The 26,143-nt window shown below is 40.3% G+C and carries 29 protein-coding genes; 18 read left to right on the top strand and 11 right to left on the bottom strand.

The features are described 5' to 3' along the window. Nucleotides 1-15: 15 nt before the first annotated feature. From ACQ93I_RS07240 to ACQ93I_RS07155, 18 genes are all read left to right on the top strand, one after another. A complete protein-coding gene (locus ACQ93I_RS07240; protein WP_189602873.1) occupies nucleotides 16-288 on the top strand; it encodes a DUF5676 family membrane protein in 273 nt (90 codons plus the stop codon). A 165-nt stretch (nucleotides 289-453) separates the two neighbouring features. Continuing rightward, nucleotides 454-1,464, top strand: coding sequence for a type II glyceraldehyde-3-phosphate dehydrogenase (locus ACQ93I_RS07235; protein ID WP_189602874.1), 1,011 nt, complete (start codon nucleotides 454-456; stop codon nucleotides 1,462-1,464). Between the two features lie 27 nt (nucleotides 1,465-1,491). After that, entirely contained in the window at nucleotides 1,492-1,827 is a 336-nt protein-coding gene (locus ACQ93I_RS07230; protein WP_189602875.1) for a P-II family nitrogen regulator, read from the top strand. 16 nt (nucleotides 1,828-1,843) lie between these two features. Next, a complete protein-coding gene (locus ACQ93I_RS07225; protein ID WP_189602876.1) occupies nucleotides 1,844-2,674 on the top strand; it encodes a universal stress protein in 831 nt (276 codons plus the stop codon). Between the two features lie 2 nt (nucleotides 2,675-2,676). Then, the gene (locus ACQ93I_RS07220; protein ID WP_189602877.1) at nucleotides 2,677-3,516 is read left to right on the top strand and encodes an ATP cone domain-containing protein; all 840 of its coding nucleotides are present in this window, start codon (nucleotides 2,677-2,679) and stop codon (nucleotides 3,514-3,516) included. Nucleotides 3,517-3,530: 14 nt separating this feature from the next. Next, nucleotides 3,531-4,907 carry an MBL fold metallo-hydrolase RNA specificity domain-containing protein gene (locus ACQ93I_RS07215; RefSeq protein WP_431697878.1) on the top strand — a complete coding sequence of 459 codons (1,377 nt, stop codon included), beginning with the start codon at nucleotides 3,531-3,533 and terminating at the stop codon, nucleotides 4,905-4,907. A 21-nt stretch (nucleotides 4,908-4,928) separates the two neighbouring features. Then, entirely contained in the window at nucleotides 4,929-6,431 is a 1,503-nt protein-coding gene (locus tag ACQ93I_RS07210) for a thymidine phosphorylase family protein (protein ID WP_431697860.1), read from the top strand. 9 nt (nucleotides 6,432-6,440) lie between these two features. Beyond that, the gene (locus ACQ93I_RS07205; protein ID WP_431697859.1) at nucleotides 6,441-7,334 is read left to right on the top strand and encodes a ribose-phosphate pyrophosphokinase; all 894 of its coding nucleotides are present in this window, start codon (nucleotides 6,441-6,443) and stop codon (nucleotides 7,332-7,334) included. Continuing rightward, complete coding sequence (locus ACQ93I_RS07200; protein ID WP_189602881.1) at nucleotides 7,331-7,975, top strand: hypothetical protein; 645 nt, start codon at nucleotides 7,331-7,333, stop codon at nucleotides 7,973-7,975. Before ACQ93I_RS07205 ends, ACQ93I_RS07200 begins: the two co-directional genes overlap by 4 nt. Before the next feature lie 6 nt (nucleotides 7,976-7,981). Then, on the top strand, nucleotides 7,982-8,287 hold the full coding sequence (locus tag ACQ93I_RS07195; protein WP_189602882.1) for a phosphoribosylpyrophosphate synthetase: 306 nt from the start codon (nucleotides 7,982-7,984) through the stop codon (nucleotides 8,285-8,287). Nucleotides 8,288-8,298: 11 nt separating this feature from the next. Further along, the gene (locus ACQ93I_RS07190) at nucleotides 8,299-10,443 is read left to right on the top strand and encodes a copper-translocating P-type ATPase (RefSeq protein ID WP_189602883.1); all 2,145 of its coding nucleotides are present in this window, start codon (nucleotides 8,299-8,301) and stop codon (nucleotides 10,441-10,443) included. Nucleotides 10,444-10,640: 197 nt separating this feature from the next. Then, nucleotides 10,641-11,192, top strand: a complete 552-nt coding sequence (locus ACQ93I_RS07185; RefSeq protein WP_189602884.1) for a PRC-barrel domain-containing protein — start codon at nucleotides 10,641-10,643, stop codon at nucleotides 11,190-11,192. Between the two features lie 112 nt (nucleotides 11,193-11,304). Next, on the top strand, nucleotides 11,305-12,627 hold the full coding sequence (locus tag ACQ93I_RS07180) for an APC family permease (protein WP_189602885.1): 1,323 nt from the start codon (nucleotides 11,305-11,307) through the stop codon (nucleotides 12,625-12,627). A gap of 60 nt (nucleotides 12,628-12,687) precedes the next feature. After that, nucleotides 12,688-12,930, top strand: a complete 243-nt coding sequence (locus ACQ93I_RS07175; protein ID WP_189602886.1) for a heavy-metal-associated domain-containing protein — start codon at nucleotides 12,688-12,690, stop codon at nucleotides 12,928-12,930. After that, nucleotides 12,927-13,175, top strand: coding sequence for a heavy-metal-associated domain-containing protein (locus ACQ93I_RS07170; RefSeq protein WP_189602887.1), 249 nt, complete (start codon nucleotides 12,927-12,929; stop codon nucleotides 13,173-13,175). Before ACQ93I_RS07175 ends, ACQ93I_RS07170 begins: the two co-directional genes overlap by 4 nt. Before the next feature lie 150 nt (nucleotides 13,176-13,325). After that, nucleotides 13,326-13,427, top strand: coding sequence for a heavy metal-binding domain-containing protein (locus tag ACQ93I_RS07165; protein WP_265164187.1), 102 nt, complete (start codon nucleotides 13,326-13,328; stop codon nucleotides 13,425-13,427). 745 nt (nucleotides 13,428-14,172) lie between these two features. Next, the gene (locus ACQ93I_RS07160; RefSeq protein ID WP_189602888.1) at nucleotides 14,173-15,150 is read left to right on the top strand and encodes an ion channel; all 978 of its coding nucleotides are present in this window, start codon (nucleotides 14,173-14,175) and stop codon (nucleotides 15,148-15,150) included. 367 nt (nucleotides 15,151-15,517) lie between these two features. Further along, nucleotides 15,518-16,831, top strand: a complete 1,314-nt coding sequence (locus ACQ93I_RS07155) for a PQQ-dependent sugar dehydrogenase (RefSeq protein ID WP_265164186.1) — start codon at nucleotides 15,518-15,520, stop codon at nucleotides 16,829-16,831. Between the two features lie 29 nt (nucleotides 16,832-16,860). On the opposite strand, the gene ACQ93I_RS07150 is transcribed toward ACQ93I_RS07155, so the two are convergent. From ACQ93I_RS07150 to ACQ93I_RS07100, 11 genes are all read right to left on the bottom strand, one after another. Next, the gene (locus ACQ93I_RS07150) at nucleotides 16,861-18,231 is read right to left on the bottom strand and encodes an alkaline phosphatase family protein (protein WP_311687356.1); all 1,371 of its coding nucleotides are present in this window, start codon (nucleotides 18,229-18,231) and stop codon (nucleotides 16,861-16,863) included. Between the two features lie 4 nt (nucleotides 18,232-18,235). Further along, nucleotides 18,236-19,441, bottom strand: coding sequence for a metabolite traffic protein EboE (gene eboE, locus ACQ93I_RS07145; protein WP_431697857.1), 1,206 nt, complete (start codon nucleotides 19,439-19,441; stop codon nucleotides 18,236-18,238). Beyond that, nucleotides 19,438-20,625: a 3-dehydroquinate synthase gene (locus tag ACQ93I_RS07140; RefSeq protein ID WP_265164183.1), complete on the bottom strand. Its 1,188-nt coding sequence runs from the start codon at nucleotides 20,623-20,625 to the stop codon at nucleotides 19,438-19,440. Before ACQ93I_RS07140 ends, eboE begins: the two co-directional genes overlap by 4 nt. Nucleotides 20,626-20,634: 9 nt before the next feature. Continuing rightward, entirely contained in the window at nucleotides 20,635-21,510 is an 876-nt protein-coding gene (eboC, locus tag ACQ93I_RS07135; protein WP_265164182.1) for a UbiA-like protein EboC, read from the bottom strand. 5 nt (nucleotides 21,511-21,515) lie between these two features. Further along, complete coding sequence (locus tag ACQ93I_RS07130) at nucleotides 21,516-22,427, bottom strand: TatD family hydrolase (RefSeq protein ID WP_265164181.1); 912 nt, start codon at nucleotides 22,425-22,427, stop codon at nucleotides 21,516-21,518. A 10-nt stretch (nucleotides 22,428-22,437) separates the two neighbouring features. After that, nucleotides 22,438-23,277 carry an EboA domain-containing protein gene (locus tag ACQ93I_RS07125; protein WP_265164180.1) on the bottom strand — a complete coding sequence of 280 codons (840 nt, stop codon included), beginning with the start codon at nucleotides 23,275-23,277 and terminating at the stop codon, nucleotides 22,438-22,440. 91 nt (nucleotides 23,278-23,368) lie between these two features. After that, nucleotides 23,369-23,761, bottom strand: a complete 393-nt coding sequence (locus ACQ93I_RS07120) for a transmembrane 220 family protein (protein WP_265164179.1) — start codon at nucleotides 23,759-23,761, stop codon at nucleotides 23,369-23,371. Between the two features lie 110 nt (nucleotides 23,762-23,871). Further along, nucleotides 23,872-24,387, bottom strand: a complete 516-nt coding sequence (locus tag ACQ93I_RS07115; RefSeq protein WP_311687350.1) for a DUF305 domain-containing protein — start codon at nucleotides 24,385-24,387, stop codon at nucleotides 23,872-23,874. A 255-nt stretch (nucleotides 24,388-24,642) separates the two neighbouring features. Further along, the gene (locus tag ACQ93I_RS07110; RefSeq protein WP_265164177.1) at nucleotides 24,643-25,452 is read right to left on the bottom strand and encodes a formate/nitrite transporter family protein; all 810 of its coding nucleotides are present in this window, start codon (nucleotides 25,450-25,452) and stop codon (nucleotides 24,643-24,645) included. A 19-nt stretch (nucleotides 25,453-25,471) separates the two neighbouring features. After that, nucleotides 25,472-25,783, bottom strand: coding sequence for a hypothetical protein (locus ACQ93I_RS07105; protein ID WP_265164176.1), 312 nt, complete (start codon nucleotides 25,781-25,783; stop codon nucleotides 25,472-25,474). Nucleotides 25,784-25,855: 72 nt separating this feature from the next. Continuing rightward, on the bottom strand, nucleotides 25,856-26,107 hold the full coding sequence (locus ACQ93I_RS07100) for a transmembrane 220 family protein (RefSeq protein WP_265165394.1): 252 nt from the start codon (nucleotides 26,105-26,107) through the stop codon (nucleotides 25,856-25,858). Nucleotides 26,108-26,143: the final 36 nt, after the last annotated feature.

Here is a 26,143-nt window from a genome sequence, read left to right as displayed (position 1 = left end):
TTAAAATCTGAAAATATGTATCGATTAAACATAAAAAAATTTGGTTTGGCACTCGGTCTTACCGGAGCTCTCCTTTATGTGGGGTGTGTACTGGTGATGGCCACAGTGGGGCGGGAAGGAACAGTAAAGTTCTTTAACAGTCTTTTACACGGACTGGACACAAGTAGTATAATAAGAATGGATGTGCCTGTACTGGAGGTGTTCTTTGGAATTATCCAGGTTTTCATCTTAAGCTGGCTAATCGGTGCTTGTGTAGCGGCATTTTATAATGCTCAAGTAAAAGGTTAAAGGATACTGCTGCATTTAATGCTTTTGTAATTAAGGATCTACTTGAAATACACTTTTAATCGAGATAAGCCACTCGCCTGGTACATCCAAAGCATAATCAGGTTACTTTAAACACGAAAGTAATGTGAAACAAAGGAACAAGATCAAATTAAAAAATTGGAAGTCATGAAAAAAATAGCAGTAGTAGGTTATGGAGTCATCGGCAAAAGAGTTGCCGATGCCATTGACAAACAACATGATATGGAGTTAACCGGCATTTGTGATATCATAAGTGACTGGCGCATAGAAAATGCGGTAAGAAAAAACTACAATATTTACAGCGCGACACAAGAAGCAGAAAAGGAAATGAAAAACGCCGGATTCTCCGTTAAAGGCGGAATGACAGAGCTTTTAGATCAGGTGGACCTGGTTGTGGATTGCACCCCTAAAAAAGTTGCCGCAAAAAACGTAGAACGATACAAAAGTCAAGGTAAAAAATTTATTGTACAAGGAGGTGAAAAGCATGAAACTGCGGGCCATTCCTTCAGTGCCGAAAACAATTACCAAACCGCTCTAAACATAGATGCTACGCGGGTGGTTTCGTGCAACACCACCTCCATTTTAAGAACTCTTACGGCTCTAAAAAGGGCAAATCTGTTACAAAGTGCCCGCGGTACTCTTTTACGAAGAGCAACAGATCCCTGGGAAAGCCATATGGGGGGAATCATGAATACAATGGTTCCTGAAAAAGATATTCCCAGTCATCAGGGTCCCGATGCTCAAAGTGTAGATCCCGAACTGGATGTTATTACTGCTGCAGTAAAAGTACCTGAAACCCTGAGCCATATGCACTACTGGAATGTGCGACTGACAAAAAAGGCCTCAAAAGATGAAGTTTTAAATGCTTTTAAAACGTCGACAAGAATTAAGATGATTCGGTACGAGCAGGGTTTGGTTTCAAACAATACTATAAAAGAAATGTTCCTGGATATGGGAAGACCCTGGGGGGACATGTACGAAGTTGCACTTTGGGAGGATATGTTGAAAGTACAGGGAGACGAACTCTTCTATGCCTATGTGGTAGACAACCAGGCTATTGTAATCCCCGAAACTATTGATGCGATAAGAGCACTCACAGGTATCATAGAAGATGGGCACGTATCCATACTTAAAACCAACCGCACGTTAGGAATATGATTTATCAATAACAATAAATAAGAGGTTATGAAAGAAATAAAAGCATTCATACGGCCAAATAAAATTAAGGAGGTGATTTCTTCCTTGAGGAGAGAGGGCCATTGCTGTTTAACAGTCTTTGAGGGAGAAGGAACCGGCGATTACACAGATCCTGGAGAAGATTGGCCTTCCCTCAAACTACCATTCCTCCACAGCAAGATCTATAAACTGGAAATCGTCTGTGAGGACAGTAAAGTGGCGGCTATTTGTGACATCGTTCGTCAAAATGGCAAAACAGGAAAAAGTGGTGATGGTCTCATATATGTTTCTGATGTCCAGGATATATTTAAGATAAAAAATACCAAAAACGATAATGTGAAATAACTAATAATTTTAAATTATGAACAATATACTTGTACCTACCAATTTTTCTGAAAATTGTCAAAAAGCAGAGGAGCTGGGGCTCAAAATGGCTAAATTTTACAATTCGGAAATCCATTTCTTCCATTACGTAAAAACCCCGGTTGACTGGGTTCGACTGGACAAACAGAAGGAAGATCTATACCCCGAAACAAAATTAAAGATTGGCAGCGCGAAGGCAGATTTGAGAGAATTAGAAAAAAAAGCAGAGGGCCTTGGACTTAAATGCAGAACCTTTTTGGAATATAATGGTGAAATAAGCAACATCCTAAGCCACTGCGGTCATTTTGAACATGATTTTATAGTTACCGGTAGTAGTGGCACAAAAGGAGGAATTCGTGAATTACTGGGAAGCAATGTAGAAGAAATAGTGAGAAAAGCCGAGGTGCCTGTCATCGTAGTTAAAGATAAGGATGTTTCTTTTCCTTTTAAAGACATTTTGTTTGTCTCAGATTTTAAAGAAGATGTGACAGAAGAATTTCAACACGTAAAATCACTTGCTGAAAAATGTGATGCACGTATCCATTTATTAAAGGTGAATACTACAACAGATTATAATAGTATTGAAAAGAGTCTGCAACCTATAAAAGATTTCCTTGAAAATTTCCCAGGGCTCACAACTTACTCAATGAATGTCTATAACGAATCGGGTGTAGAGGAAGGAATAAATGATTTTTTGATCTACAAAAATGTGGATCTTATTGCCATGTGTACGCACGGGCGCACGGGATTTTTAAGTCTCTTCTCCAGTAGCACCGTTGAAAAGGTAACCAACCATTCTGAATTGCCCGTTATGACAATTAAAATGTGACTATGAAAAGATCAGTCCTGGTTAAAAAGTCTTCGGGTGAGTATGAGGATTTCCAAATTGAAAAACTCATCAATTCCCTTAGGCGGGCGGGAGCAAATGAGGTTATTGTTAAGGATATAGCTCATAAGGTGTATGAACAGCTTGAAGAAGGGATGACCACTAAAAGGATCTATGAGGCAGCGTTTAAAATGCTTAAGGCAAAATCGAGAGTAAGTGCCTTTAAATACAAGCTTAAAAAGGCATTGATGGAATTAGGCCCTTCTGGCTTCCCATTTGAAAAGTTGGTAGGCAAATTATTGGCACACGAAGGATTTGAAACAAAGGTTGGTGTGATTGTACAAGGCAATTGCGTTCAGCATGAAGTGGATGTGATAGCGCAAAAAGGTGAAAAACATTATATGATTGAATGTAAATACCATAGTGATCAAGGCAGGTTTTGCAATGTAAAAATTCCTTTGTACATCCATTCCCGTTTTTTAGATGTGGAAAAACAGTGGAGACGTAAAAAGGGTCACCAGAACAAAATCCACAAAGGAGGTTTATATACCAATACACGTTTTACATCTGATGCCATAAACTATGGCAATTGTGTTGGCCTGCTAATGACCAGTTGGGATTATCCAAAGGAGAGTGGACTCAAAGATAGAATTGACCAGGCGGGATTGCACCCCTTAACAGCCTTAACAAGTTTAACGAAAGCTGAGAAAACAAAATTATTGGATGAAGGCATTGTTCTCTGTAAAGAACTCCACGAAAGTCCGAACTTGTTGGATAAAGTAGGGATTCCCAACTCCCGACACAAAAGAATTCTGGAAGATTCACTTGAACTATGCAAAATCTAATCCTAGAACAACCGATGAAAACTAATCAAATAAACATTCACTTTTTGGGGGCAGCAGGTACAGTAACCGGCTCAAAATATTTAGTGGATACAGGAGATAAAAAGATACTCATAGACTGCGGACTTTTTCAAGGGCTAAAGGAATTACGCCTTAAAAACTGGGAGTACCCACCTGTTAATGTTGCAAATATTGATGCTGTTTTGGTCACCCACGGCCATATGGACCATACAGGTTATCTGCCGAGGTTGGTGAAACAAGGCTTCAATGGTTCCATCTATGGTACGAATCCTACTTTGGACATTGCAAAAATCATATTGAACGATAGTGCAAAAATTCAGGAACAGGAAGCAGAACGTGCCAATAAAGAAGGCTATTCCAAACACAGTCTCGCAGAACCGCTTTACGATTTAAAGGATGTAGAAAAAACCATTCCGCATTTTAAGGGCATTCCACAAGCACAATGGATTCCGTTATTTGATGGTATCAGGGCTCGGTTCCAGTACAGCGGGCATATTCTGGGTGCAACTTATATTGAGTTGGATATTTATGGAAAACGCTTTGTCTTCTCTGGAGACATTGGTAGAACCAATGATTTATTGCTCTATCCACCCCTTAAACCAAAAAAAGCGGATATACTTTTCGTTGAATCCACTTACGGAGGAAGGTTTCATCCTGATGAAGTAGAAGCGCTTCCAAAAATCGAAAAATTAATCAACGATACCATCAATAGAGGTGGCAGCTTATTTATTCCCAGTTTTTCGGTAGAGCGTGCCCAACTAATGATGCTTATCTTTTGGAAATTACTCAAGGAGAACAAAATCCCTAAAGTTCAAATGATTATGGATAGCCCAATGGGTGCCAACGTATTGGAACTGTTTCATAGAACTCGGGATTGGCACAGATTGGAAGACAACGAATGTGACGAAATGTGTTCACATTTTACACTTGTTAGCAGTTATCGCGAAACAATGGAATTAAGAACTGATAACAGACCAAAAATTGTAATTGCAGGGAGTGGAATGCTCACAGGCGGAAGAATGCTCAACTATCTTGAAACACAGGCACAAAATCCAAATAACACCTTGCTTTTTGTAGGCTATCAAGCTGAAGGCACACGTGGTAGAAAGCTGTTGGAAGGTGAGAAAGAACTAAAAGTCTATGGAATATGGGTGCCTTTCAATATGCAGGTCGCTGAAATTGAAGGTCTCTCGGCACACGCAGACCACGCAGAACTTATAGAATGGATGGGCGACATTAAAAATAAGCCCGAACGTATATTCATTGTCCACGGTGAAAAAGAAAGTGCAGAAGCATTACAAAAAGGTATCAAGGAAACCTATGGATGGAATACAGAAATTCCGCAATTATACACCATCGAAGAAATAGAATAAATCCCAGCAATCAATAAAATAATGGACCCACACTCAAACATACTAAAATATAAACATCTCGGGATTTACACCCAAAACGAATATGTAGTGTATATGCGTGAGGATTGCCACGTCTGTAGTTCTGAAGGGTTTGTAGCACTAACAAGGATCAGGATATCAAATGCAACCACCTCAATCGTCGCAAGCTTGAACGTTTTGAGTTCCGGCCTTCTTTTACCAAATGAAATAGGCCTTTCGGATGCTGCAGCAAAAAAACTGAATGTTTCCCAAAATGAAATGCTGTATGTTTCCCATTTGGAGCCTATTGAATCGTTAAGCCACGTAAGAGCTAAAATCTATAATCAAAAACTGGATTTTAAAGCCTATAACAACATCATCAACGATATCGTAGAAGGCAATTATTCTAACATTCACCTATCGGCATTTATTACAGCCTGTGCGGGCGACCGAATGGATATTGATGAGATATGCGACCTTACTAAAGCAATGATAGCTTCAGGAAGACAGTTGGACTGGAGTAAAGATATTGTGGTCGATAAACATTGTATTGGTGGTTTACCAGGCAATAGAACAACCCCATTGGTAGTAGCTATTGTTGCCGCTTATGGACTTACAATGCCTAAAACTTCGTCACGTGCCATCACTTCACCAGCTGGTACAGCAGATACGATGGAAGTATTGACCAATGTAACGCTCTCTTCCGAGGAAATAAAGACCGTAGTAGAAAAAGAAGGCGGGTGTTTTGTTTGGGGCGGTACAGCACAGTTAAGTCCTGCCGATGATGTGCTCATTAAAATTGAAAAAGCCCTGGATATCGATAGCGAAGGTCAGCTAATTGCTTCTGTACTTTCTAAAAAAGCTGCGGCAGGTTCCACACACGTGGTCATTGATATTCCCGTGGGAGAAACCGCCAAGGTTCGTAGTACCGAAATGGCAGAAAAACTAAAAAATCATATGGAAACCGTTGGAATTGCTGTTGGGTTGAATGTAAAAGTTGTAGTTACGGATGGCACGCAGCCTGTTGGAAGGGGTATCGGTCCAACTTTAGAAGCCATTGATATATTAAAAGTTTTAAAAAATGAGGAAGATGCACCTAAAGACTTAACAGAAAGAGCATTGCTTTTAGCTGCTGAACTATTAGAACTTTCTGGAAAAGTAGATAAAGGACAGGGATTGGAAACCGCACATCAAATTCTCAAATCTGGAAAAGCATATGAAAAATTCATAGCTATTTGTAAGGCGCAAGGTCAATTTTCAAAACCAGTTTTAGCGCCTTATAAAATTGAAATTACAGCTGAGAAGTCAGGTTTTTTAAAAAGAATTGATAACCGAAAAATAGCGAAGCTCGCAAAGCTTTCAGGTGCGCCTAAATCTAAAGCGGCAGGGATCCTTCTAAATGTTCATTTGGGAGAACCCATTGAGGAGAACCAATTGCTTTATACCATATATGCTGAATCCAAAGGTGAACTTAACTATGCCTTGGAATATAAAAACAGCCATGACGACATCATAACTATAATGTAAAAACATACTATGAAAACAATATTATTCAGTCTTCCCGGAAATGAAAAACTCACAGAACTGTTGGCTACAAAAATGGATGCCGACGTGGGCGAAGCCATTTTGCGCAATTTTCCGGATGGGGAATCATACACACGTATATTATCTGATGTTAAAGATAAATGTGTGGTACTGGTATGCACCTTGCACGAACCGGACGAGAAACTGCTGCCTCTATATTTTTTAAGCCACACAGCCAAATCCTTGGGAGCAATGTGCACCTGCTTGGTAGCACCCTATTTGGCGTATATGCGTCAGGACAAAGTATTTAATGAAGGTGAAGGAGTGAATTCCGGTTTTTTTGGAAAATTGATTTCAGGTTTTGCCGATAGCATTATCACAGTTGACCCTCATTTGCATAGAATTAGTTCTTTGGGAGAAGTGTATCAAATTCCAAATAAAGTAATTCACGCTGCTGATGCCATTTCAGAATGGATCAAGAAATACATCAAAAACCCGGTACTTATCGGGCCCGATTTGGAAAGTGAACAATGGGTTTCCGAAGTCGCTAAAAATGCTGGCGCACCTTTTACGGTATTACAGAAAGTACGTCACGGCGACCGTGACGTGGAAGTCTCTGTTCCTGATATGGATAAGTACAAGAATGCCACACCCATTTTGGTAGATGATATTATTTCCACCGCGCGAACAATGATTGAAACCGTACAACATCTGAAAAAAGCAGGAATGAAACCCCCTATCTGCGTAGGCATTCACGCCGTTTTTTCAGGAAATGCCTATCAAGATTTATTGGATTCCGGAGTAGAAAAGATAGTTACCTGCAATACCATTCCGCATCCATCCAATGGCATAGATTTAAGCAATATTATTGCAAAAGAGGTAAAGAAATTAATGCACCATATATGAGAAAACAAGGATTTATAGTACTATTTATCTTATTCAGCATCACAATGACTGGACAAACGGAAATGCTTATAGGGCAGATTTCAGGCAGAGTGGTCATTCGTGAGAATTTTGATGAAAAAGGTGCTTTTCTCAATAAACAAATATTTGAAGCGGGTGAAACAATAAAGAAAAATGGATATTATGAAATTGAGGTAGTTACAGAATTGTTGGATAAAGACAAAAAATTGACCGATAAATACACCACGACCTATCTCTGTAAGCCTGATGAAGCCAGTATTATAATAATGGCTTTGCCGTTTTCCAACCCAAAATCAAGGCAGACCAAGGTTAATACCACCTCTGAAAAATTTAAAAGGCTTTACGATTTGGACAACCTTGAAAATATAGAATTGGAAATGACTTTTGATTCGGGACTGCTCGATTTTTTTGGTTCCAAAAGTATTATAAAGATATATGACCGAAAGTTCAATGACAACAAAAAAACTATTAATTCAAAGATCAATATTAAGACCTATGCGTGGGGGATTCGCATTAAGCAACTAAATTATACTGTTAACGAGAAATTAAATGGACAAGGTCTATTGAACTTTCAAGAATTTATCGAAGAAGACAACAGTTATTTTACAATGACTTATAAATAAAAGAAAATGAATAATTATGACACCCTTTCAGAAGCTGTGAATGGCCTCCAGGCCAGAGGTTACAAATATGATTTTAATTTAAAGCCTCACTGTCTTGAGTGCCCCTCTTTAAAGCTGGAGATACACCCACAGGATTTTTTGGTCAATGAAGTATATAGATTTGAAGGAATGAGCAGTACAGATGACAACAGTATATTATTTGCTATCTCTTCCCGTTATGGGGTCAGGGGGATTTTGGTAGATGCATACGGTATCTATTCAGAAAATATTTCGGAAACAATGCGAACCAAACTAAGACAAATTAACCAGTAAATTCAGGAATTATGGAACATCACGACGAACACAAGGAGGAGTCAAAGAATTCAGCGAAGCGGGAAGCAAGAAAAGAAGAAGCTAACTTAAAGGATGACCTTGCTGAAAAAACAAAACATGGGCACAATAAGGCGATGGACCGGGACATGATGGATCATGACAGGGGGAAACATGACGATGATGAACCCGCTCATGGCCATGCAGGTCATGATCACCATAAAATGATGATTGAAGATTTTAAGAAGCGTTTTTGGGTAACTCTTGTTTTAACTATCCCAATCCTCTTTCTGTCGCCAATGATCCAGGATTTCTTTGGGTACAAATATCTTCTACCAGGAAATAAGTACATCCTTTTTGCCCTCTCGACTGTTGTTTACTTCTATGGAGGCTGGCCATTTTTGAAAGGCTTTTGGTCTGAAGTGAAAAAAGCTGCCCCAGGGATGATGACCCTCATTTCTATGGCAATTACAGTGGCTTATCTCTACAGTTCTGCCACGGTCTTTGGTCTCGAGGGTGTTGACTTTTTCTGGGAACTCGCTACGCTTATTGCTATTATGCTGGTAGGGCATTGGATTGAAATGAAATCTGTTTTGGGTGCTTCCAAAGCTTTACAGCTTTTGGTGAGTATGATGCCTGCGGAAGCGCATCGGGTAAACGGAGATCAGATTGAAGATGTAAAGCTGGATACGCTAAAAAAAGGAGATATAATTCTTGTTAAACCTGGTGAAAAAGTGCCTGCAGATGCTATAATCGTGGAGGGTGAAAGCTACCTGAATGAGTCGATGCTTACCGGGGAATCAAAACCGGTAAAGAAAAGTACAGATCAAAAAATAATTGGTGGATCTATTAACGGCAATGGATCCTTAAAGGCTAAAGTCGAACATACCGGGAAGGATAGCTATCTCAATAAGGTGATCACTATGGTGGAGGAAGCGCAAAAATCCAAATCCAAAATGCAAAACCTTTCCGACAGGGCCGCAAAATGGTTGACCTACATAGCATTGGGTATTGGTTTTGGCACTCTTGCGGTTTGGTTGATCTTAGGCTTTCCTTTTGTGTACGCACTTGAGAGAATGGTGACGGTTATGGTCATTGCCTGCCCCCATGCGCTAGGACTGGCAATTCCACTTGTAGTCGCAATTTCTACAGCAGTATCTGCCCAAAATGGATTGTTAATTCGTAACCGAACGGCTTTTGAAGAATCCCGAAAAATTACCGCCTTACTTTTTGATAAAACCGGAACCCTTACTAAAGGGGACTTCGGCGTCACCCGTATCGAATCTGTGAATGATAAATTCTCCAAGGAAGAGATTCTAAGGCTTTCCAGCGCGTTAGAACAGAGTTCTGAACACCCTATTGCTGTTGGGATCATCAAAAAAGTAAAAGATGATAAAGTCCCTATTCCAAAACCAGAAAACTTTAATGCCATTACCGGCAAAGGAGTCGAGGCCACTGTAGAGGGAAAAGAGGTGAAAGTAGTAAGTCCTGGATACTTGCGGGATGAAAATATCAACATCCCCGAAGATGCCTATAGCGATGCAGCCGAAACTGTGGTTTTTGTATTGATCAACGGTGAATTAGCCGGGTATATCGCGCTTGCCGATGAGATTAGACCCGAGTCTGCAGACGCCATCAGGATATTTAAAGAGAACAATATTAAAGTTTTTATGGCAACAGGGGATAATGAGAGGACCGCTAAAGCAGTTAGTGACAAACTCGGTCTGGATGGATATTATGCAGAAGTCTTACCCCATCAAAAAGTGGAAATAGTTAAAGAATTGGAAAGTAAGGGAGAATTTGTGGCCATGACCGGTGACGGGGTTAATGATGCGCCGGCTTTGGCTCAGGCGAACGTTGGTATTGCAGTAGGTTCGGGAACAGATGTGGCTGCAGAAACTGCCGATATCATCCTGGTCAACAGTAATCCTCAGGATATTGCCAATCTAATCCTTTTTGGAAAAGCTACTTATGATAAGATGATTCAGAACCTGGTATGGGCAACGGGTTATAACGTTGTAGCCATTCCATTAGCTGCCGGAGTACTTTATTCCACAGGTTTTGTGTTAGGACCTGCCGTTGGGGCCGTGTTTATGAGTTTGAGTACAGTTATTGTTGCAATTAATGCGCAGTTACTGAAGAAAAAGATTGGAAAATAAGTGAAAAAGTCTTGGTAAATATCATTTAATTTTCACGAAAAATTCTTCAATAGAGACACTACAAAGGCTAAAATATGTCTTTCTCCCTGATTAGAATTTTAAAAGGAAATTAAGGATTCTATTTTTACTTTGAAAAATAAAATGTTTAGTTTTAAATGAAATGTGTTGAAATAATTAAACCCGTTTAAAATTGAGATATGACGAGACACAGAATAATGATACAGAAGTGGAAATATGATGAGGTTGGTCAGGATATAAAAAGAAGTACCTCAAGAGATCCTAATGAGATTTCTGCACCACTTGAACATTTGGAAGAGCTTAAGAACAGCGACTACAAAATTGATGATCATTTTTCCAGGATTTATGGAAGGCAGATAGTTGATGCTACTGGAACAAGAGTGGGAAAGCTGAAGGATTTTTTGTTCGACAAAACCCAGAAAAGAATAAGATACCTCGTTGTGGGATTAGAGATAAATGTAAAAGAGGATAAGGATGTTTTAATTCCCATAGGAAGAGCAGAACTAAATCAAGAGAAACAAAAAATTGTTGTTCAGGAACAAGTAAGTGCTGAGAAACTAAAAACATTGCCCACCTATAAAAACTTAAAAAGTCTCGCTATTGAAGATGAAAAGAAGACTCTGCTAATTTTTTCCGCAAAACAAAAGGAGGAAATCAGTTATACGCAAGGGAATTTTTACAACCAGGAGGATTTCAATGAAAGGACTTTTTTCGGTTCTGATGAAGAATGAGGAAATGCAGGTCTACTTATAGTCAAAGGAATTCAGCTTATTAAATGAAAGCCCGGAATTTCCTTTTTTTGAAGTTATATTGAAGGTTGATTGATTTTTTTTAAAGAATTATATGTCTGAATATAAAAAGAACAGCCTTTCCCTTACCGGTGCGGTGGCAATGGGAACAGGTGTAATGATTGGTGCAGGGATTTTTGCGCTCCTTGGGCAGGTGGCCGAACTCTCCGGGGAATACTTTGCATATGCTTTTATCCTGGGAGGAATTATTTCCGGTTTTAGTGCCTACTCTTATATTAAAATGTCCAATGCTTATCCTTCAGCAGGAGGGATAGCTATGTACCTGCAAAAAGCGTATGGCAAAGGAACTATTACAGCTGCCGCATCTTTGCTCATGGCCTTTTCTATGATTATTAATGAAAGCCTGGTCGCCAGGACATTTGGGAGTTACACCTTGCAGCTATTTGATGCTGGGGAAAGAAGCTTCTGGGTTCCAGCCTTAGGGGTAGGATTGCTTATAACAGCCTTTGTTGTAAATATTCTTGGAAATAAAGCAATTGGAAAAATCTCCCTTTATATGGCAGCTTTAAAAATTGGAGGTTTAATTATTTTTGCAGCTGGAGCCCTTTGGGCTTCCGGGGTGGATCTGGATGCGGCTGTTCCTTCTGAAGAACGCAAAAACAGCATTGTTGATTATGTTGCTGCACTTGCCTTATCTATTTTGGCATATAAAGGTTTTACTACTATAACCAATAGCGGGAGTGAAATTGAAAAGCCTCACAAAAATGTTAGTAGGGCCATAGTAATTTCTTTATCAACTTGTGTGGTAATCTATTTTTTAGTAGCTCTGGCTGTAGGATCGAATCTTTCTATTACTCAAATAATAGAAGCAAAAGATTACTCGCTTGCGGAAGCTGCTCGGCCCCTGTTCGGGGATTTTGGATTAATCTTTACCGTTGGAATTGCTATTATAGCAACGGTTTCCGGGGTGATCGCCAGTATTTTTGCAGTTTCCCGGATGACAGGAATGCTCACAGATATGCATTTAATCCCCCATAGCCATCTTGGAATGTCTGGAACTATCCAAAGGCATATGCTGATATATATAGTAGTAATTGCAATTATCTTGACCATATTCTTTGACCTAAGCCGAATTGCTTCTTTGGGTGCTATTTTCTACCTGGTCATGGATATAATCGTTCATGTGGGGGTTTTGAGATATCTGAGAAAGGAAGTAAAAGCAAAATCAGCTATTTTGATTACAGCAATTATTCTTGATGTTGTTGTTCTTCTTGCCTTCTTGATTGTAAAATCTCAAACTGACATATTTATAATTTATGTCGCGGTTCCTTCTATTATTCTAATTTTTATTGCTGAATTTTTCTTTCTGAAAAACAGGTTTGACGAAGGGGAAGCTGATATGCATTCCCATGAGTAAATACAAATTCTACTTTTACAGAATAGTAGCGTAAATTATTTTAACTAAAAACGTAATTAAATGACCCATAAATATAAAATATCAGGAATGACCTGCAACGGCTGCCGAAGTACGGTGGAGAAAGCTTTGCAGGGAGTTGAAGGAGTATCTAATGTTGAAGTAAACCTTCAGAATGAACAGGCAGTTATTGAGATGAAGCAGCATGTGCCCGTGGCAAAGCTACAGCAGGCACTGGAAGAAACGAAAGGAAGCTATTCTATTGCTCTACCACTTGAGGATGAAGGTAGTTCTCAAACAATATGACGCATACCTATGCTGTTCACGGGATGACCTGCAACGGCTGCCGTAGCCGTGTCGAAAAAACCTTAAATGAAGTAGAAGGAGTCACAAAGGCTTCGGTAGACCTAGAAAAGGAAGAGGCGATGATAGAGATGGATAAACATATTCCACTTAAAACCTTTCAGAAAAAGCTGGAGGAAGATGGAGGAACTTATTCTATCACTGTGCCGGGAGAGAAACCCAAAAAACCGTCTAAAGAAAATACATAAAAAGCGACGGGAGGATCTGGAACCTTTTATTATCCAATGTACTGCGAGGAGGAAAAAACCTACAACAAACCCGGGGATTGCACGGTGTGTAGGGTGAATCTTGTGGAAGTACCGTTTTCGCAAAAGATGCCTCAGTGATTTACCTCCCTCATGCATCCTAAAACAGTAGAGGATGAAATGGGTTCCTGCCCAATTTGCGGGATGGATCTTGTGCCTATGGAAGGAGGTGTGGATGGAGATGATAAGACTTAAGAAACTGCTGAAGAAGTTCTTGACTGCTACTGTCTTCACCGTTCCTAATTTAATAGCAGCGATGTCTGAGGAAATGTTTTCAGATAATCCACTGTTAGAGCTAATGGATTGAAAGTACCGGAAATGGGTTCATTTAGGGCTATCTGTTCCTGTTGTTTTTTATGCCACCTGGATGTTTTTTGAACGAGCTTATTGAAAACAAGACCCTGGGTATTCCAGTTGCAGCAGGATTGCCGTAGTCATTTTTAGTAATACTTCTTTCACCTATAATTGCTGCCTTGGCTATTGCAGCCCTGTTGCGGTAATAGCAAATGCTTGGCGTCTTAGAGCTGCAAAGGTTTAGCATATAATGAAAATCTATGGTTCCTTGACAAAGACATTACAATCTAAATTACCATTATCCTGGGATAGTGAATGTATTTTCTAAAATAATAGAACAGGGCGAAATCCATAATAACTAATTTGTTCAAAATTGATACAAATTACGTTATGGATTTCAAAAGAGAGAGAGATGCGAATAAGCGGCTATGGTGTCTGATTTTCGCTTCAATAGTAATTGTAGAGTTGGGATGGTGGATAGCAGAAGAAGTTTTCTGTGAGCCTGTAATAGAGGTTGATTCTAAAGGAGAGAAAGAAATTTCACCTAATGATTCTTTTTTTTGTAGGATTTCAGGATGAATTTCAGGGTCTATTTATATTGGCTTCTCAAAAATTATAACATAGATAAAAACAAATAAATAATAAAATGTCAGAAACATTGCTAATCCTTGGATTCATTATACTATTAATAGCTATACATGATTTCTTTTACACTACTCTTTCCGCCAGTGGGGCGGGTTTTATTTCTGAAAATGTGGCAATTTTATCAGATAGGATACTACAGTTCTGTGTGGGGATTTTTGGGAGAAAGCTTTATAACTATCACGGGCTATTCATAAATCTCATGATCCTCGCAGTATGGCTTTCTATGATTTGGTTTGGACTTTTCCTGGTTTATTCTTCCAACCCCGAGGATATTACTAACAGTAGCGGCAGAGTAGCAAATTTCTGGGAACGGCTCTATTTTACTGGATATATACTTTCTACTCTGGGGATGGGAAATTTTAAACCTATATCGCCTTTTTTTGAACTGGTTACGAGCTGCTTTTCCTTCTTTGGATTCATTTTTTTCACCAGCTCGATGACTTATTTTCTTTCAGTTTCATCTGCTGTGGTAAAGAAAAGAACCCTGGCGAAAAGCATCCATAATTTGGGTAATAGCCCCCAGGCCATAGCAAATAAGTTACTTAGACTAGATTCCCCCTATAGTTACCTACAGATCCTTGACCTTCAGGAGAAGGTAGACGAACATTCCGTAAGTCATCAGGCTTATCCTGTTGTTCATTACTACAGTCGGTCCCAAGTGAAAGACTCGTTCAGTATTAATATCACAAGATTAGATGAGGCTTTATCAATTCTTCTTAAATCTAACAAGGGAGAAAATTTTCGGGAGGAATTGAAAATTTTGCGTTCTTCTCTGTCAGATTTTCTTCGAAATCTAGATAAAAATTTCTCCCGCAGCTTGCCTAAAGCTGAAGTTTCCCCAGGCAATGAAGATTTACCGCGCAGTTTGACTCAAAGAAACTCACAAGAGTTGGTTGAGCGTAGGCGTATTTTGGGGAGCTTGCTTAGAAGCGAGGGCCTTAGCTGGCACCAGGTCGTGGAACAGGATCAAGAAAGCTAAAAAATATGTCATAATTAACAATTATATCCTCTATTCTGAATAAAAAACTTAAAAATAAAATGTCTCTCCTAGCGGAATCGATTTTTACTATAGATAGCCATGGATAAAATTACATTCAAATATTCTTCTTTTTTTTAAAATAAAATGATAGAAATACTATTGAAGAACTAATACTTTACTCTCTTTAAAGTTAATAAGAGGATAAGTTTAAATCATAGTTAAATAGAGCGGTTAAATGTCGATTTAGTATTTATAGACTTAACAGTCATATGTCAGTCTTTAACAGCCTGTTAACCACTGCTGTATATGGTTTTGTGTACCTTGCTAACAGATTGATAACAAGGAATTCCACTAAAAATAGACCATTATGAAAATCAAATCCTTTTTCTCTTTAATCTGCTTATTAACTATATCCTTCGCAACTTTTTCGCAGGAATCGGTAGGACTGGAGGTTGTAGCAGATAATCTAGTTTCCCCTGTGGCATTTGTTGAATCTCCTGATGAATCTGGAAGGTATTTCATCGTTGACCAGGTAGGGGTGATCCGAATTCATACTCCCCAAAAAGGACTTTTGGAAGAACCATTCTTAAATCTGAAAAATAAGATAGTTGAACTAAAAGATGCCCATGAAGAACGAGGTTTGTTAGGACTTGCTTTTCACCCCAATTATAGTGAAAACGGCAGGTTCTTCGTCTATTATAGTGCACCCCTGAGTGGGGATGGTCCCGAGAACTGGGATCATACCAGCCACATTTCAGAATTCAGGGTCTCTCCGGATAACCCCGATATGGCTGACAAAGCTTCAGAAAAGATCATTCTGAAGGTCGATCAGCCACAGGATAATCACAATGCTGGGACTTTGGCCTTTGGGCCAGACAATTACCTCTACATTGCCCTTGGCGATGGTGGTGGGGCAAATGATATCGACATGGGACATGTACCTGATTGGTATGGGGAAAATGCCGGTGGTAATGGGCAGGATGTAGAGCAAAACCTGCTGGGCAGTATCCTGAGAATTGACGTAAATGGAGATGCTCCTTATAATATTCCTGATGACAATCCTTTTGTAGATAAGGAGGGAATGGACGAGATCTACGCCTACGGGCTCAGAAATCCGTACAGGTTCTCGTTTGACATGAAAGGAACCAATGATCTCATTGCGGGAGATGCAGGACAGGTACTTTGGGAAGAAGTAAGTGTGATCACAAAAGGTGGCAATTATGGATGGAACGTGATGGAAGGAACACACTGCTTCAATGCCTATAATAACGATAAAGAGAAGGAGAAATGTCCCGAAAAAGATAAGATGGGCAACCCTTTAATAAGTCCTGTGATTGAATTTAAACAAGGCGGGACCGACCATGGAGGCAAAGGCCTGGTCGTCATAGGAGGTTATGTTTACAGGGGTGAAGACCTTAGAAATATGGACGGAAAGTACATTTTTGGCACCTGGACGCAGCATCATGGAAAACCTGCGGGAGCCGTGTTCGTTTCAACTCCAAAAGAGACCGGCATGTGGGATTTTCAAGAGCTGAAAATTGCTCAGACCAACTCTACTTCAATCGGCCATTATTTATTGTCTTTCGGTCAGAACAAGGAAGGAGAAATGTTTATTCTTACAACCGATGAAGAAGGCCCTATAGGTACTACCGGCAAGGTTTTTAAAATGGTTGCTCCTTAAATAAAGTTAGCTTTATGTGATGAGCTAGTTCATTCTGAAAGTACCGCGGATCTAATCTCGTCAAAGACAGCCACAGGTTTTAAGGTTGCTTCTTTTCCCTTAGAAGAAGAAATGAAGATCGGCCAATCCCCGGTTGATTCAGGACGGCGGCCGTGGGAACCTTTTACCAGCTCAGGCTTTAACGGAACTACATCCATGAGTGTCCGGAAGCCCATCTTTTTCCGTAGTAATTTCAGACCTATTTTCAGCTTGGGGAATTTTATGTCAGGATCGATAAAAAGCTCGGCAGGGTCATATCCCGGCTTTCGGTGAATGTCGACTGTTCGGGCGTAGTCAGGAGCTTTTTTGTCATCCAGCCAGTAATAGTAACAAAACCAGGAATCCTTGTCGGCAATAGCAATAATATCTCCGGCACGTTCATGATCCAGGTGATACTCCTTTTTCTCTTCTCCTGTAATTAACTTTTCAATTCCGGGTAGCTCCCCTAGCAGTTTTCCTATTTCAGAAATCCTGCTTTTGTCCCTGACGTAAATGTGGGCGAGCTGGTGATCACAAACAGCAAAAGCTTCACTGGCGCCAGCATCAAAAACATCATAACCCAGTTCCTCCCTGACAGCGATACAGTTTTTTTCCCTTAGCAGTTTGTTGATATAAACAGGACGTTCTACTTCAGTTATTCCATATTCAGAAAGTAAAATTACTTCAGCACCTTTAGATTCATAGTAGTTGATAAGGTCCTGACAAATTTCGTCCACCTGTTTCAGGTCTTTGTCAATATTGGGATGATGTGAATCCAGGCGCTGAAAATTATAATCCAGGTGTGGAATATAAATGAGAGTCAAAGTGGGATCATTTTGTGCATCGACCATCTTCGAGGCACGGGCGATCCATTTTGAAGCCTCAATTGAGGTGGCAGGGCCCCAGAATTTGAACAGAGGGAATTGTCCTAATTCCTTCTGGAGATCTTCTCTTAAATGGGAGGGGAAGGTATAGATATCCGGAATTTTCCTGCCGTCTGCAGGATACATGGGGCGAGGGGTGATCGAGTAGTCCACAGAAGAATACATATTATACCACCAGAAAAAATTTGCACAGGTGAAATCCGAATCTTTTTTCTTCAGCGTTTCCCAAATCTTTTCGCTTTGTACAAGCTGGTTGGGTTGCCTCCAGAATTTCACTTCATTTTCCTCTTTAAAAAACCAGCCATTTCCTACAATCCCTGTCTCTTCAGGATATTTCCCTGTAAGGTAAGTAGCCTGGGCGCTACACGTAACAGCGGGAAGTACCGGATCTATAGCTCTTACGTGTTTTTTTCCTGCCCACCCTTTTAAGAAAGGTGTTTTGTCTCCCACTAAATTCTTTGAAAGTCCAACTACATTAATAACGACTGTTTTTTTCATTTTTTTACAGGTTGCTTAGCACCCAACGATATTCATGGGCAATAGATTCGGTTAAAGAGCTTTGATTCTTTTCGGGCAATACATCCCAGGTGTAGGTCTCTATCTCAAGATGAGAAGTGATCTCCTTCAGGTTTGGTAGGGAGAAAACCCTTTCTATTTGTTGCCGGGTAGAGCAGATCCCATCATATTCCGCAGCAAAAATGGGAACGTGGAAATGAATTCGCCATTCGGTGGAATGGGTCACGGGCAAACTTTCTAAGGCAGCCGGGAGATCTTTATAACGTTCAAAAGAACCGTCGGGTAGTAAACCCACTACCTGATGTAAATAAACAGAATCTGCAAAAGCTGTCAAACGGTCCTGAATTTTTTTCCGCTCAGGTTGCTCCAGGGGAATAGCGATCTTCAAGGCTGAACTTATTTGGATTTTTCCAATCTTTATTCCTGCTTTCTCAAAATTTGCCATGACTTCAGATGGTTCCTCATAAAGAAGGGCAGAATGGCAAACATCATAGCAGATCCTAAGATGATCCAAAATGATGGCATGTGCTTTTTCCGCCGGGACCCTGAGCTTTTTTTGTAGAAGCATCCCAACATCCTGTACTAAATATTCAAAGAATGCTACCGCCTCGGCTGAACTTTCTACCATTCCATCCGGTTCGGGTTCTATATCCAGATGAATCTCTGTACCTGTACTTTCCTTCAGCTGAAAAAGCAGCTCCACAACAGCAGCGAAATTTTCAGTGATCTTCTGTTCAGTCTCCTTATTATTTTTAATATTTTTCTGAGTAAACCTGTAAGATACGGGAGATGTTGAAATGCTGCCTGAACTAATTTCCGCAGGTAAAAGCCTGGCCAAAATATGGATAAGGTCCCTGGTATATTTTATTCTTTCCTTAGTGCTCCAGTCGGGGTCATGTACCTTTTCCTTAACATGCGTGAAGTGAAAAGCGCCGTAAGGGAAGCCATTCATGGTGAATACGTACAGATCATTTTCCTTAAGCCATTTTTGAAATTCTCCCAGCCCGTTATTTTCCAGGAGACCGGCTGCAGCTTTTGCCGACAATCTCAGGCCGATGCCAAAGGGTGTCTCGGGTGATAATCTTTCCTTTAAAGGCAGGACATGCTTCTTTAGCTGTGAGAACGTGGTTGCCCAGTCTTCCGCGGGATGCACATTGGTACAGTAGGTAAGATGGTAGTTTTTGTATTTCAAGATGCCCCAATTTTTTGATCTTCCTTCTCAAGAAAAAGGATGGATTCTTTCATTTTCTCCTGATCTATTTGATGTACCTCTTTCCCCACGCCGATTTCTTCAAGAAGCATAATAGTGAGGTCCCCGCCTAAATGTTCCCGAAATTCCTGAAGGCCTTCGAGCACCTCAAATTCTTTTCCTTCGGATCGAAGTAATTCCGGCGTATATAATCTGAAACCCAGATTCCAAAGTAATTGAAGCACCTCGTCACAAGTAGATTTTTTTATCAAGCCGGTCTTCCATGAATAGACACAATCCAGAGCGATTCCTATAGCAACAGCTTCCCCGTGTCTTAAGGAGTAATTGGTGAACTGTTCCAGTTTATGAGCTGCCCAGTGGCCAAAATCAAGAGGCCGGGAGGAGCCTGTTTCAAATGCATCTCCCGAAGAGATATGTTTTAAATGAAGCTCTGCACATCTGTAAATGAGGTACTGCATACTTTCATTATCCCGGTTGACCAGTCTTTCGGTGTCATTCTTAATCCAGTCAAAAAAATTCCTGTCTTTAATAAGAGCCACTTTCACGGCTTCAGAAATGCCGCCTCGCCAGTCTCTTTCTTCTAAAGTTCGTAAAAACTGCTGATCATTGATGACAGCGAAGGGAGGGGTGAAGGTTCCCAGGAAATTCTTTTTGTTGTACCAGTTTATTCCATTTTTGACGCCCACGCCCGAATCATTCTGGGATAAAACAGTGGTGGGAACTCTTATCAGCCTTACTCCGCGATGCGCAATGCCTGCTGCAAATCCTGCGGCATCGAGCACGGCGCCTCCTCCAATAGCTACTACGAACGAATGCCTGGAAATGCCATATTTATTAATTTGATCCAGAACAGAAGTAACGTGATCTAAATTGTTCTTGCTCTCTTCGCCACCCGGTAGAATGATGGGATCGGGAAGGTCCTCGAGTTGTAAAATATCTTCGCAGTAAGTCCTGATTTTTTCCTGAAGGCCCGGTGTTTTTTCAAGTAAACCACTGTCAACCACAAATAAGAGCTTTAACTTTTTTTCTGTCTTTCGACTGAATACCTGCTTAAAAGTGGGATTTGCAGGGGCAAAAAGATCTTCGGTAAAATACACGTCATAGGCTACAGGTAGAGTGAAGCTTTGCCGGATGTTTGTTTTTTGAGCACTTATTTTGGTATTCATAACAAGGTTTTAAGTGACCGGGAACAATTTTCCGGTCAGGAAAGAAAAGGGTAAAAGAGTCAACACCACAAGCCCAAAAAAAAGACCTGCTGAGGAAGCCGCAATGGCTGCGTTCATAACAATCAGGGAGATAATCCCCACTTTTACAGCCAGGCGTATTTTTTTAGCTGAAGGTTCTTTAATAGCCCGAACAAGGGGAGGCAGGATAAGAGCTGCAAACAGTATTACAAACAGAACAGTGGAAAAGAAGTCGCTGGCTTCTGATTCATATCCCAAATATGCAATAGCTGTAATGACCAAAAGATAAAAAAAAGCTGCCACATATAAGGGTTTCCGGGTAGAACCTGTAACCTCACCTTTGCTAATGGAGGTTATGGCTGCAATGTAAATTACCGGAATGAATAGCAGGTACCAGTTTTCCGCGGTGATAGCAGGAAGTATTGACATTCCCAGGAGGAGATTTAAACCCCTGCAAAGCCCCATATTTATGGGGCCTATCCAATCAATATGTTTCCCTTTGGCGTCATAAGCGGTGGCTAAAACTGCAATAGCCACTGCCAAAAACCCTGAAACTACATTAACCACAAAAGAAGCTGCTATTCCTATCAGAAAAAGCACCACTCCCAGGGTCAAAGCCTCGCTTTTGGTTACCTGTCCACTTGGAATAGGCCGTTCCGGTCGTTCCTGTTGATCTATTTCGGCATCAAAATAATCGTTCAGGACTACCCCGCCACCATACAAGCCTGCTGTCGCCAACAATAACAGGTAGAGATCTGCACTATAAAACACGATTAAACCTCCGGCAACGATTGATGATCCCGCAAGTATATCTGCAAAAGCGGTTATGATATTTGCAGGCCTCATTAGCTTCAGGTATGGCAACATTTATTCTACTTTATTAGGATGTCCTCTTCGTTAGATTGAGAAGTCGGAATTTGTTCCCCACGTAGAACCGAATTCCCCGAGAATTTAGCATTGAGATCAATTTCTTTTTCTGTTTCCCAGTCCTCTTCTTTCATTTGTCCGCTGCGTCCAAATGCAACCAGTGCATTGCCGTAGGTTACCTTTTCAATATCCTTTTGATCAATACCTCTTCTTTGCATTAGGGCAGCTGTTTTTGGGACTGCGAGAGGATCACTAATCCCCCAGTCGGCGGCACTGTTTATGAATATATTCTTTGAACCGTATTGCTTCACAACCTCCACCATACGTTCATTTCCCATTTTGGTGTTGGGATATATAGTAAACCCTGCCCAAAAACCTCTGTCCAGAACTTCTTTGACTGTCTCTTCGTTGTTGTGGTCTATTACTACCCATTCCGGGTCAAGTCCATGCTCCAGGCATATATCCATGCTTAAAGAAGTACCTTTTTTCTTGTCCCTGTGCGGTGTATGGATCTGCACCGGTAGTTCCAGCTCTTTTGCCAGGTCCAGCTGTTTTCTGAAGTATTTTTCTTCTGCTTTTGTTTGTTCGTCAAATCCTATTTCCCCTATTCCCACAACACCTTCCTTGAGAGCAAACCGGGGCAGCAGATCCATCACTTGTTCTGCCAGTTCTTCATTATTGGCTTCCTTTGAATTAAGGCCGATGGTGCAATAGTGTTTGATCCCGAACTGACTCGCCCTGAACCTTTCCCAGCCTATAAGGCTACTGTAATAGTCTTTAAATGTGCCAACATTTGTTCGTAACTGGCCAAGCCAAAAAGAAGGTTCAATTATAGCTACAATTCCTGCCTCGCGCATACGGCTGTAGTCATCTGTAGTTCGGGATGTCATGTGAATGTGTGGATCTATAAATTTCATATGTCAATATTTAGGTGTGTATTTGAGTTTCCCATTTTTCAAGTAATTCTTCCCACTTTCGGGAATCCGGAGTTGAAGAATTTTTATGTTGCTCATAAGCAAGAACAACAGCTTCTTCATTTATGGGATCCATTTGTTTTGCCCTTGTTTTAAATTCCCGAAAGCGATTTTCAGTTAAGGCAGGAGTAATTAATCGCCAGACGAGTGGATTAAACTCCCTGCCGGCAGACCATCTTTCTGAGACCAAATCCAGCAGTAACTCAGCAAGTACCGGATTGGCACGTTCGGGGATGCCGACAATTTTCCAAAAAGGCCTCTCCATAAAAGCGGCTTTAAGTACCAGCCGATTATAAGCTTCTTCTGAAAAATGTTCATAAGGATAAGGATTTTCCAATGTAATGGTGTCAAAGACAGAGGTAGCATTAGAACGGGTACCGCTGTAAGCTATTTGGAGAAATCTTTCAGGATTAGGAAACAATGGTAGAGCTGAATAAATAGTGATTTGTTCATTTAGATCTGCAGTTTCCAACAATTTTTCAACTGTACCTGAAAATTCTTCCGGCTTCTCTGACGCAAAAGAAAGCAGAAGCAGAATTCTTGCCGCCTGCTCTGAATCAAGATTCTCCGGATGCCAATTCTTTTTCAGCGTTTGCGCCTTAAAGGTTTCTTCAGGCCCAATATTCAGATCTTTTCGGGTAATTTTTCGAGGAACCTTAGAAAAAGCTAATACCAGATCCCTCTCATTTCCTTGAGATCTGAACTTTTTTTCTTCCTCCTCAAGCCATTTTACTTCTTCTGAAGAACAAACCTCAGCGATCCAATCTAGCAGTAGTTTTTGTGGCTGTTTCATTGTGATTAAATTTTTGGTTGCAGTTCGATGTGCCAATGCCTTTTTAATATAAGAAATCTAATCTTCATCCTCTGTTGTATTTATCTTAATTTCAGCTATAGGAAGAGGTAGAGCCTTTTCTCTGTTTTCGAAAGATCAGGTTTAATAAAAGGGCAAAACTGAGAATAAGAAGCCCGAAAAATTCCCGGGTGGCTTCAATCCATGGTTTTTCATCTGACATTGATCCGGTGATATTTTCTGCAGAATGCAAGCTGAACCAGGTGTAGACGCCGTTATGAATAAAAAACAAATACACAGCGTAAGAAACGAAAACGGCCAGGCCTGCATAATGTAAAATCCTACTATCCTTCCGGAAAATCGCCAGGGTACAGATCAGTGCACCGTAGCCATATATTGACATCCATAAAAGTGGATCCGGGTCGTTGTGTTGTATAGCGGCAGAAACAAGAAAAATTACTGCAAAAAATCCATTGGCTATTTTCACGAAAAGTTGGTTTTGAACATTAGTCAGCTTCGCCCCACAAGGTGCTGGAGGTTCTCATTTAAAGTTATAAACGTGATTTAAGAAGATTAGCCGATTTAGCAAGAATTTAGTTATTCATATAGATCTATGGTCTCTTTCTCGACCGTACCTTCAAAATCTGGAACCGGACGTTCCTTTTTTTCTTCCTCTGTTTCTACTATGCCGTTTTCTCTTATGTCATTTATTAGCCATTGCATTTCCATGATCTCCCTACGCTGCGCCTTAATGATTTTATCTGCAAGCTCTCTTACCCTAACATCTTCTATTTGAGAACGTTCGCTGGTTAAAATTGCGATTGAATGGTGAGGTATCATGCCTTCCATGTAATCTGTATCTGAAACAGTTACCTGGCTTCGTACCAGCCATATCGAACCACCTATTAGTATAACTCCGAAAGCAAGAGTGAGCATATTAGCTTTTTTGTTTTTGTACATGTTGAGCATATACAATAACATAATAATGATCATTGCCCCTCCCATGATCATTGTCATAAACAATCTGGTTTCACTATACCAAAAATGATCTATAATTTGGTAAGAATGAGCATACATCAGAAAGAACATGGCAATCATTGAAGTTGCTATCATTAAAAAAAACTTTATGTAAGGCTTTTTGTTGTTTTGATTATTTTCCATTTTTAGATTATTTGGTTAGAAGTTATTTCTGATTTAAGCTTAATTTGATTGAGTATTAAACGCTTTTACAAATTAAATAGCTTGAAAATTTAATTACATAAAAATTGTGTTAAATGTAATTTTTGTCTTTGGGAGTGATTTTTTAGAATGACTTCTTTACCATTAACTTTAAAGAACTGTAGCCTTTTAGTTTGCCAGGAGTTTTTTTTAATTATCTGATTTTACCTGAGCGTGATTAATTCCTGCCACAATCATTACGCCCCCTATAATGTTTCCGATAAGGGCAGGTAGTGTATAGTTGCCGAGGACGGACCACCATCCTACCTTGTTCATAAAAGCCAGAGTAAAAGTTTCCACAGAGCCTGCTATTACATGACTAAAATGTCCGATTCCAATAATATATGACAAAATTACTATTACCCAAAAACCTGTAGTTTTCTCGTATGGTATAAGCCAAACAATCAATGCGATGAGCCATCCGGCAAATATACCCCGTAGCAAGGTCGTTTCAAACCCAGGGTCCATTGCAGTACTTCCAATTTCTGCAAAGGCCTTTTGTACGTGCGGGTCAAAAACCTCTGTACGGGCAGCCACGTAAGCTACAATAGCAGCTCCTACTAAATTAGCAACAAGAACAATTCCCCATAGGCGTAGGACGTTTAAAAGCGTCCTATAGCTTTTTTTTTCCAGAAGAGGTAATATTGGTGTTAGCGTATTTTCTGTGAACAACTGCTGCCTTCCCATAATCACAATAACAAAGCCTACGCTATAGCCGAGGTTAGAAACCAGGAAGCTCCAATCGGCATCAGGTAAATATGCCTTTAACAAGCCTTCTGAAATCATAGAAAATCCCATAGATAATCCGGCTGCAAGTCCTGACCAGAATAATGCCGAGGATGAACGGGAAAGTTCTGAGATTGCTTCTTTAAAAATAGCATCATGTATGACTTTGGCGGAAGGAGGTTTACGCTCCTCTGCTTCCCTGTACTCTGTCAGATTAGGCTTTTTTTCTTTCATATAGATTAACTGTTTCGGGTTAAGCAAACGAGACCTTTGTGGTCGTCATTTCTTGGTCATTTTGTTCCCGCTCCACTCGAAGGCGTACACCTTTGTCTTTGTCGGTTTGTTTTAAGAGGGCAACAATGCGAGGGGTAGCTTTGGGATCAAGCAGTTTTAGCTCGTTATTCTCCCCTATCAATCCATAACCGCTTTCTACGCAATGGTCCATCAAAGCGCAGGCGGTAGAATGCTCACTTGCTTGATTAGTATATTGCGAGGGTGAAATACGCCGAAGACAAATAATATCCACTACGTACCCGTCCAATACTTCTTTTTCATTCTTTCTCATATCTATCAATTAATTTTTATCGTTTTTCTTTAGTAGCGAGCATTTACTTTTACTTCAACTACTTTATTATTACTAGTACTGTTTTTCTGCCTTCATAGTTTGGGCAAGGTTCCCGGTACCATATTCACTGTACCAGGTAAGGACCCCATCTGAAATGAATAACAGGTAAACAGCATAACCTGTATAGAAAATCATGGCCACCCAATACAAGGCAGCAAAGCTTATTTTAAAAAACGGAAAAGCGCATAATATTGCACCAGATAAATGGATGAAAAACCATAACAGAGGGTCCGGATCATTTAACTGCAGGTTGGCAGAGAACAAAAACAAAAGAAAAAATGCAGTGTTGGTAATTTCACT

Origin of the sequence: Salinimicrobium sp. WS361, from assembly GCF_050750585.1 — a bacterium.
Classification (GTDB): Bacteria; Bacteroidota; Bacteroidia; order Flavobacteriales; family Flavobacteriaceae; genus Salinimicrobium.
Note: the sequence above shows the minus strand (reverse complement) of the source record. Positions and strands in the feature narration are given on the sequence as shown.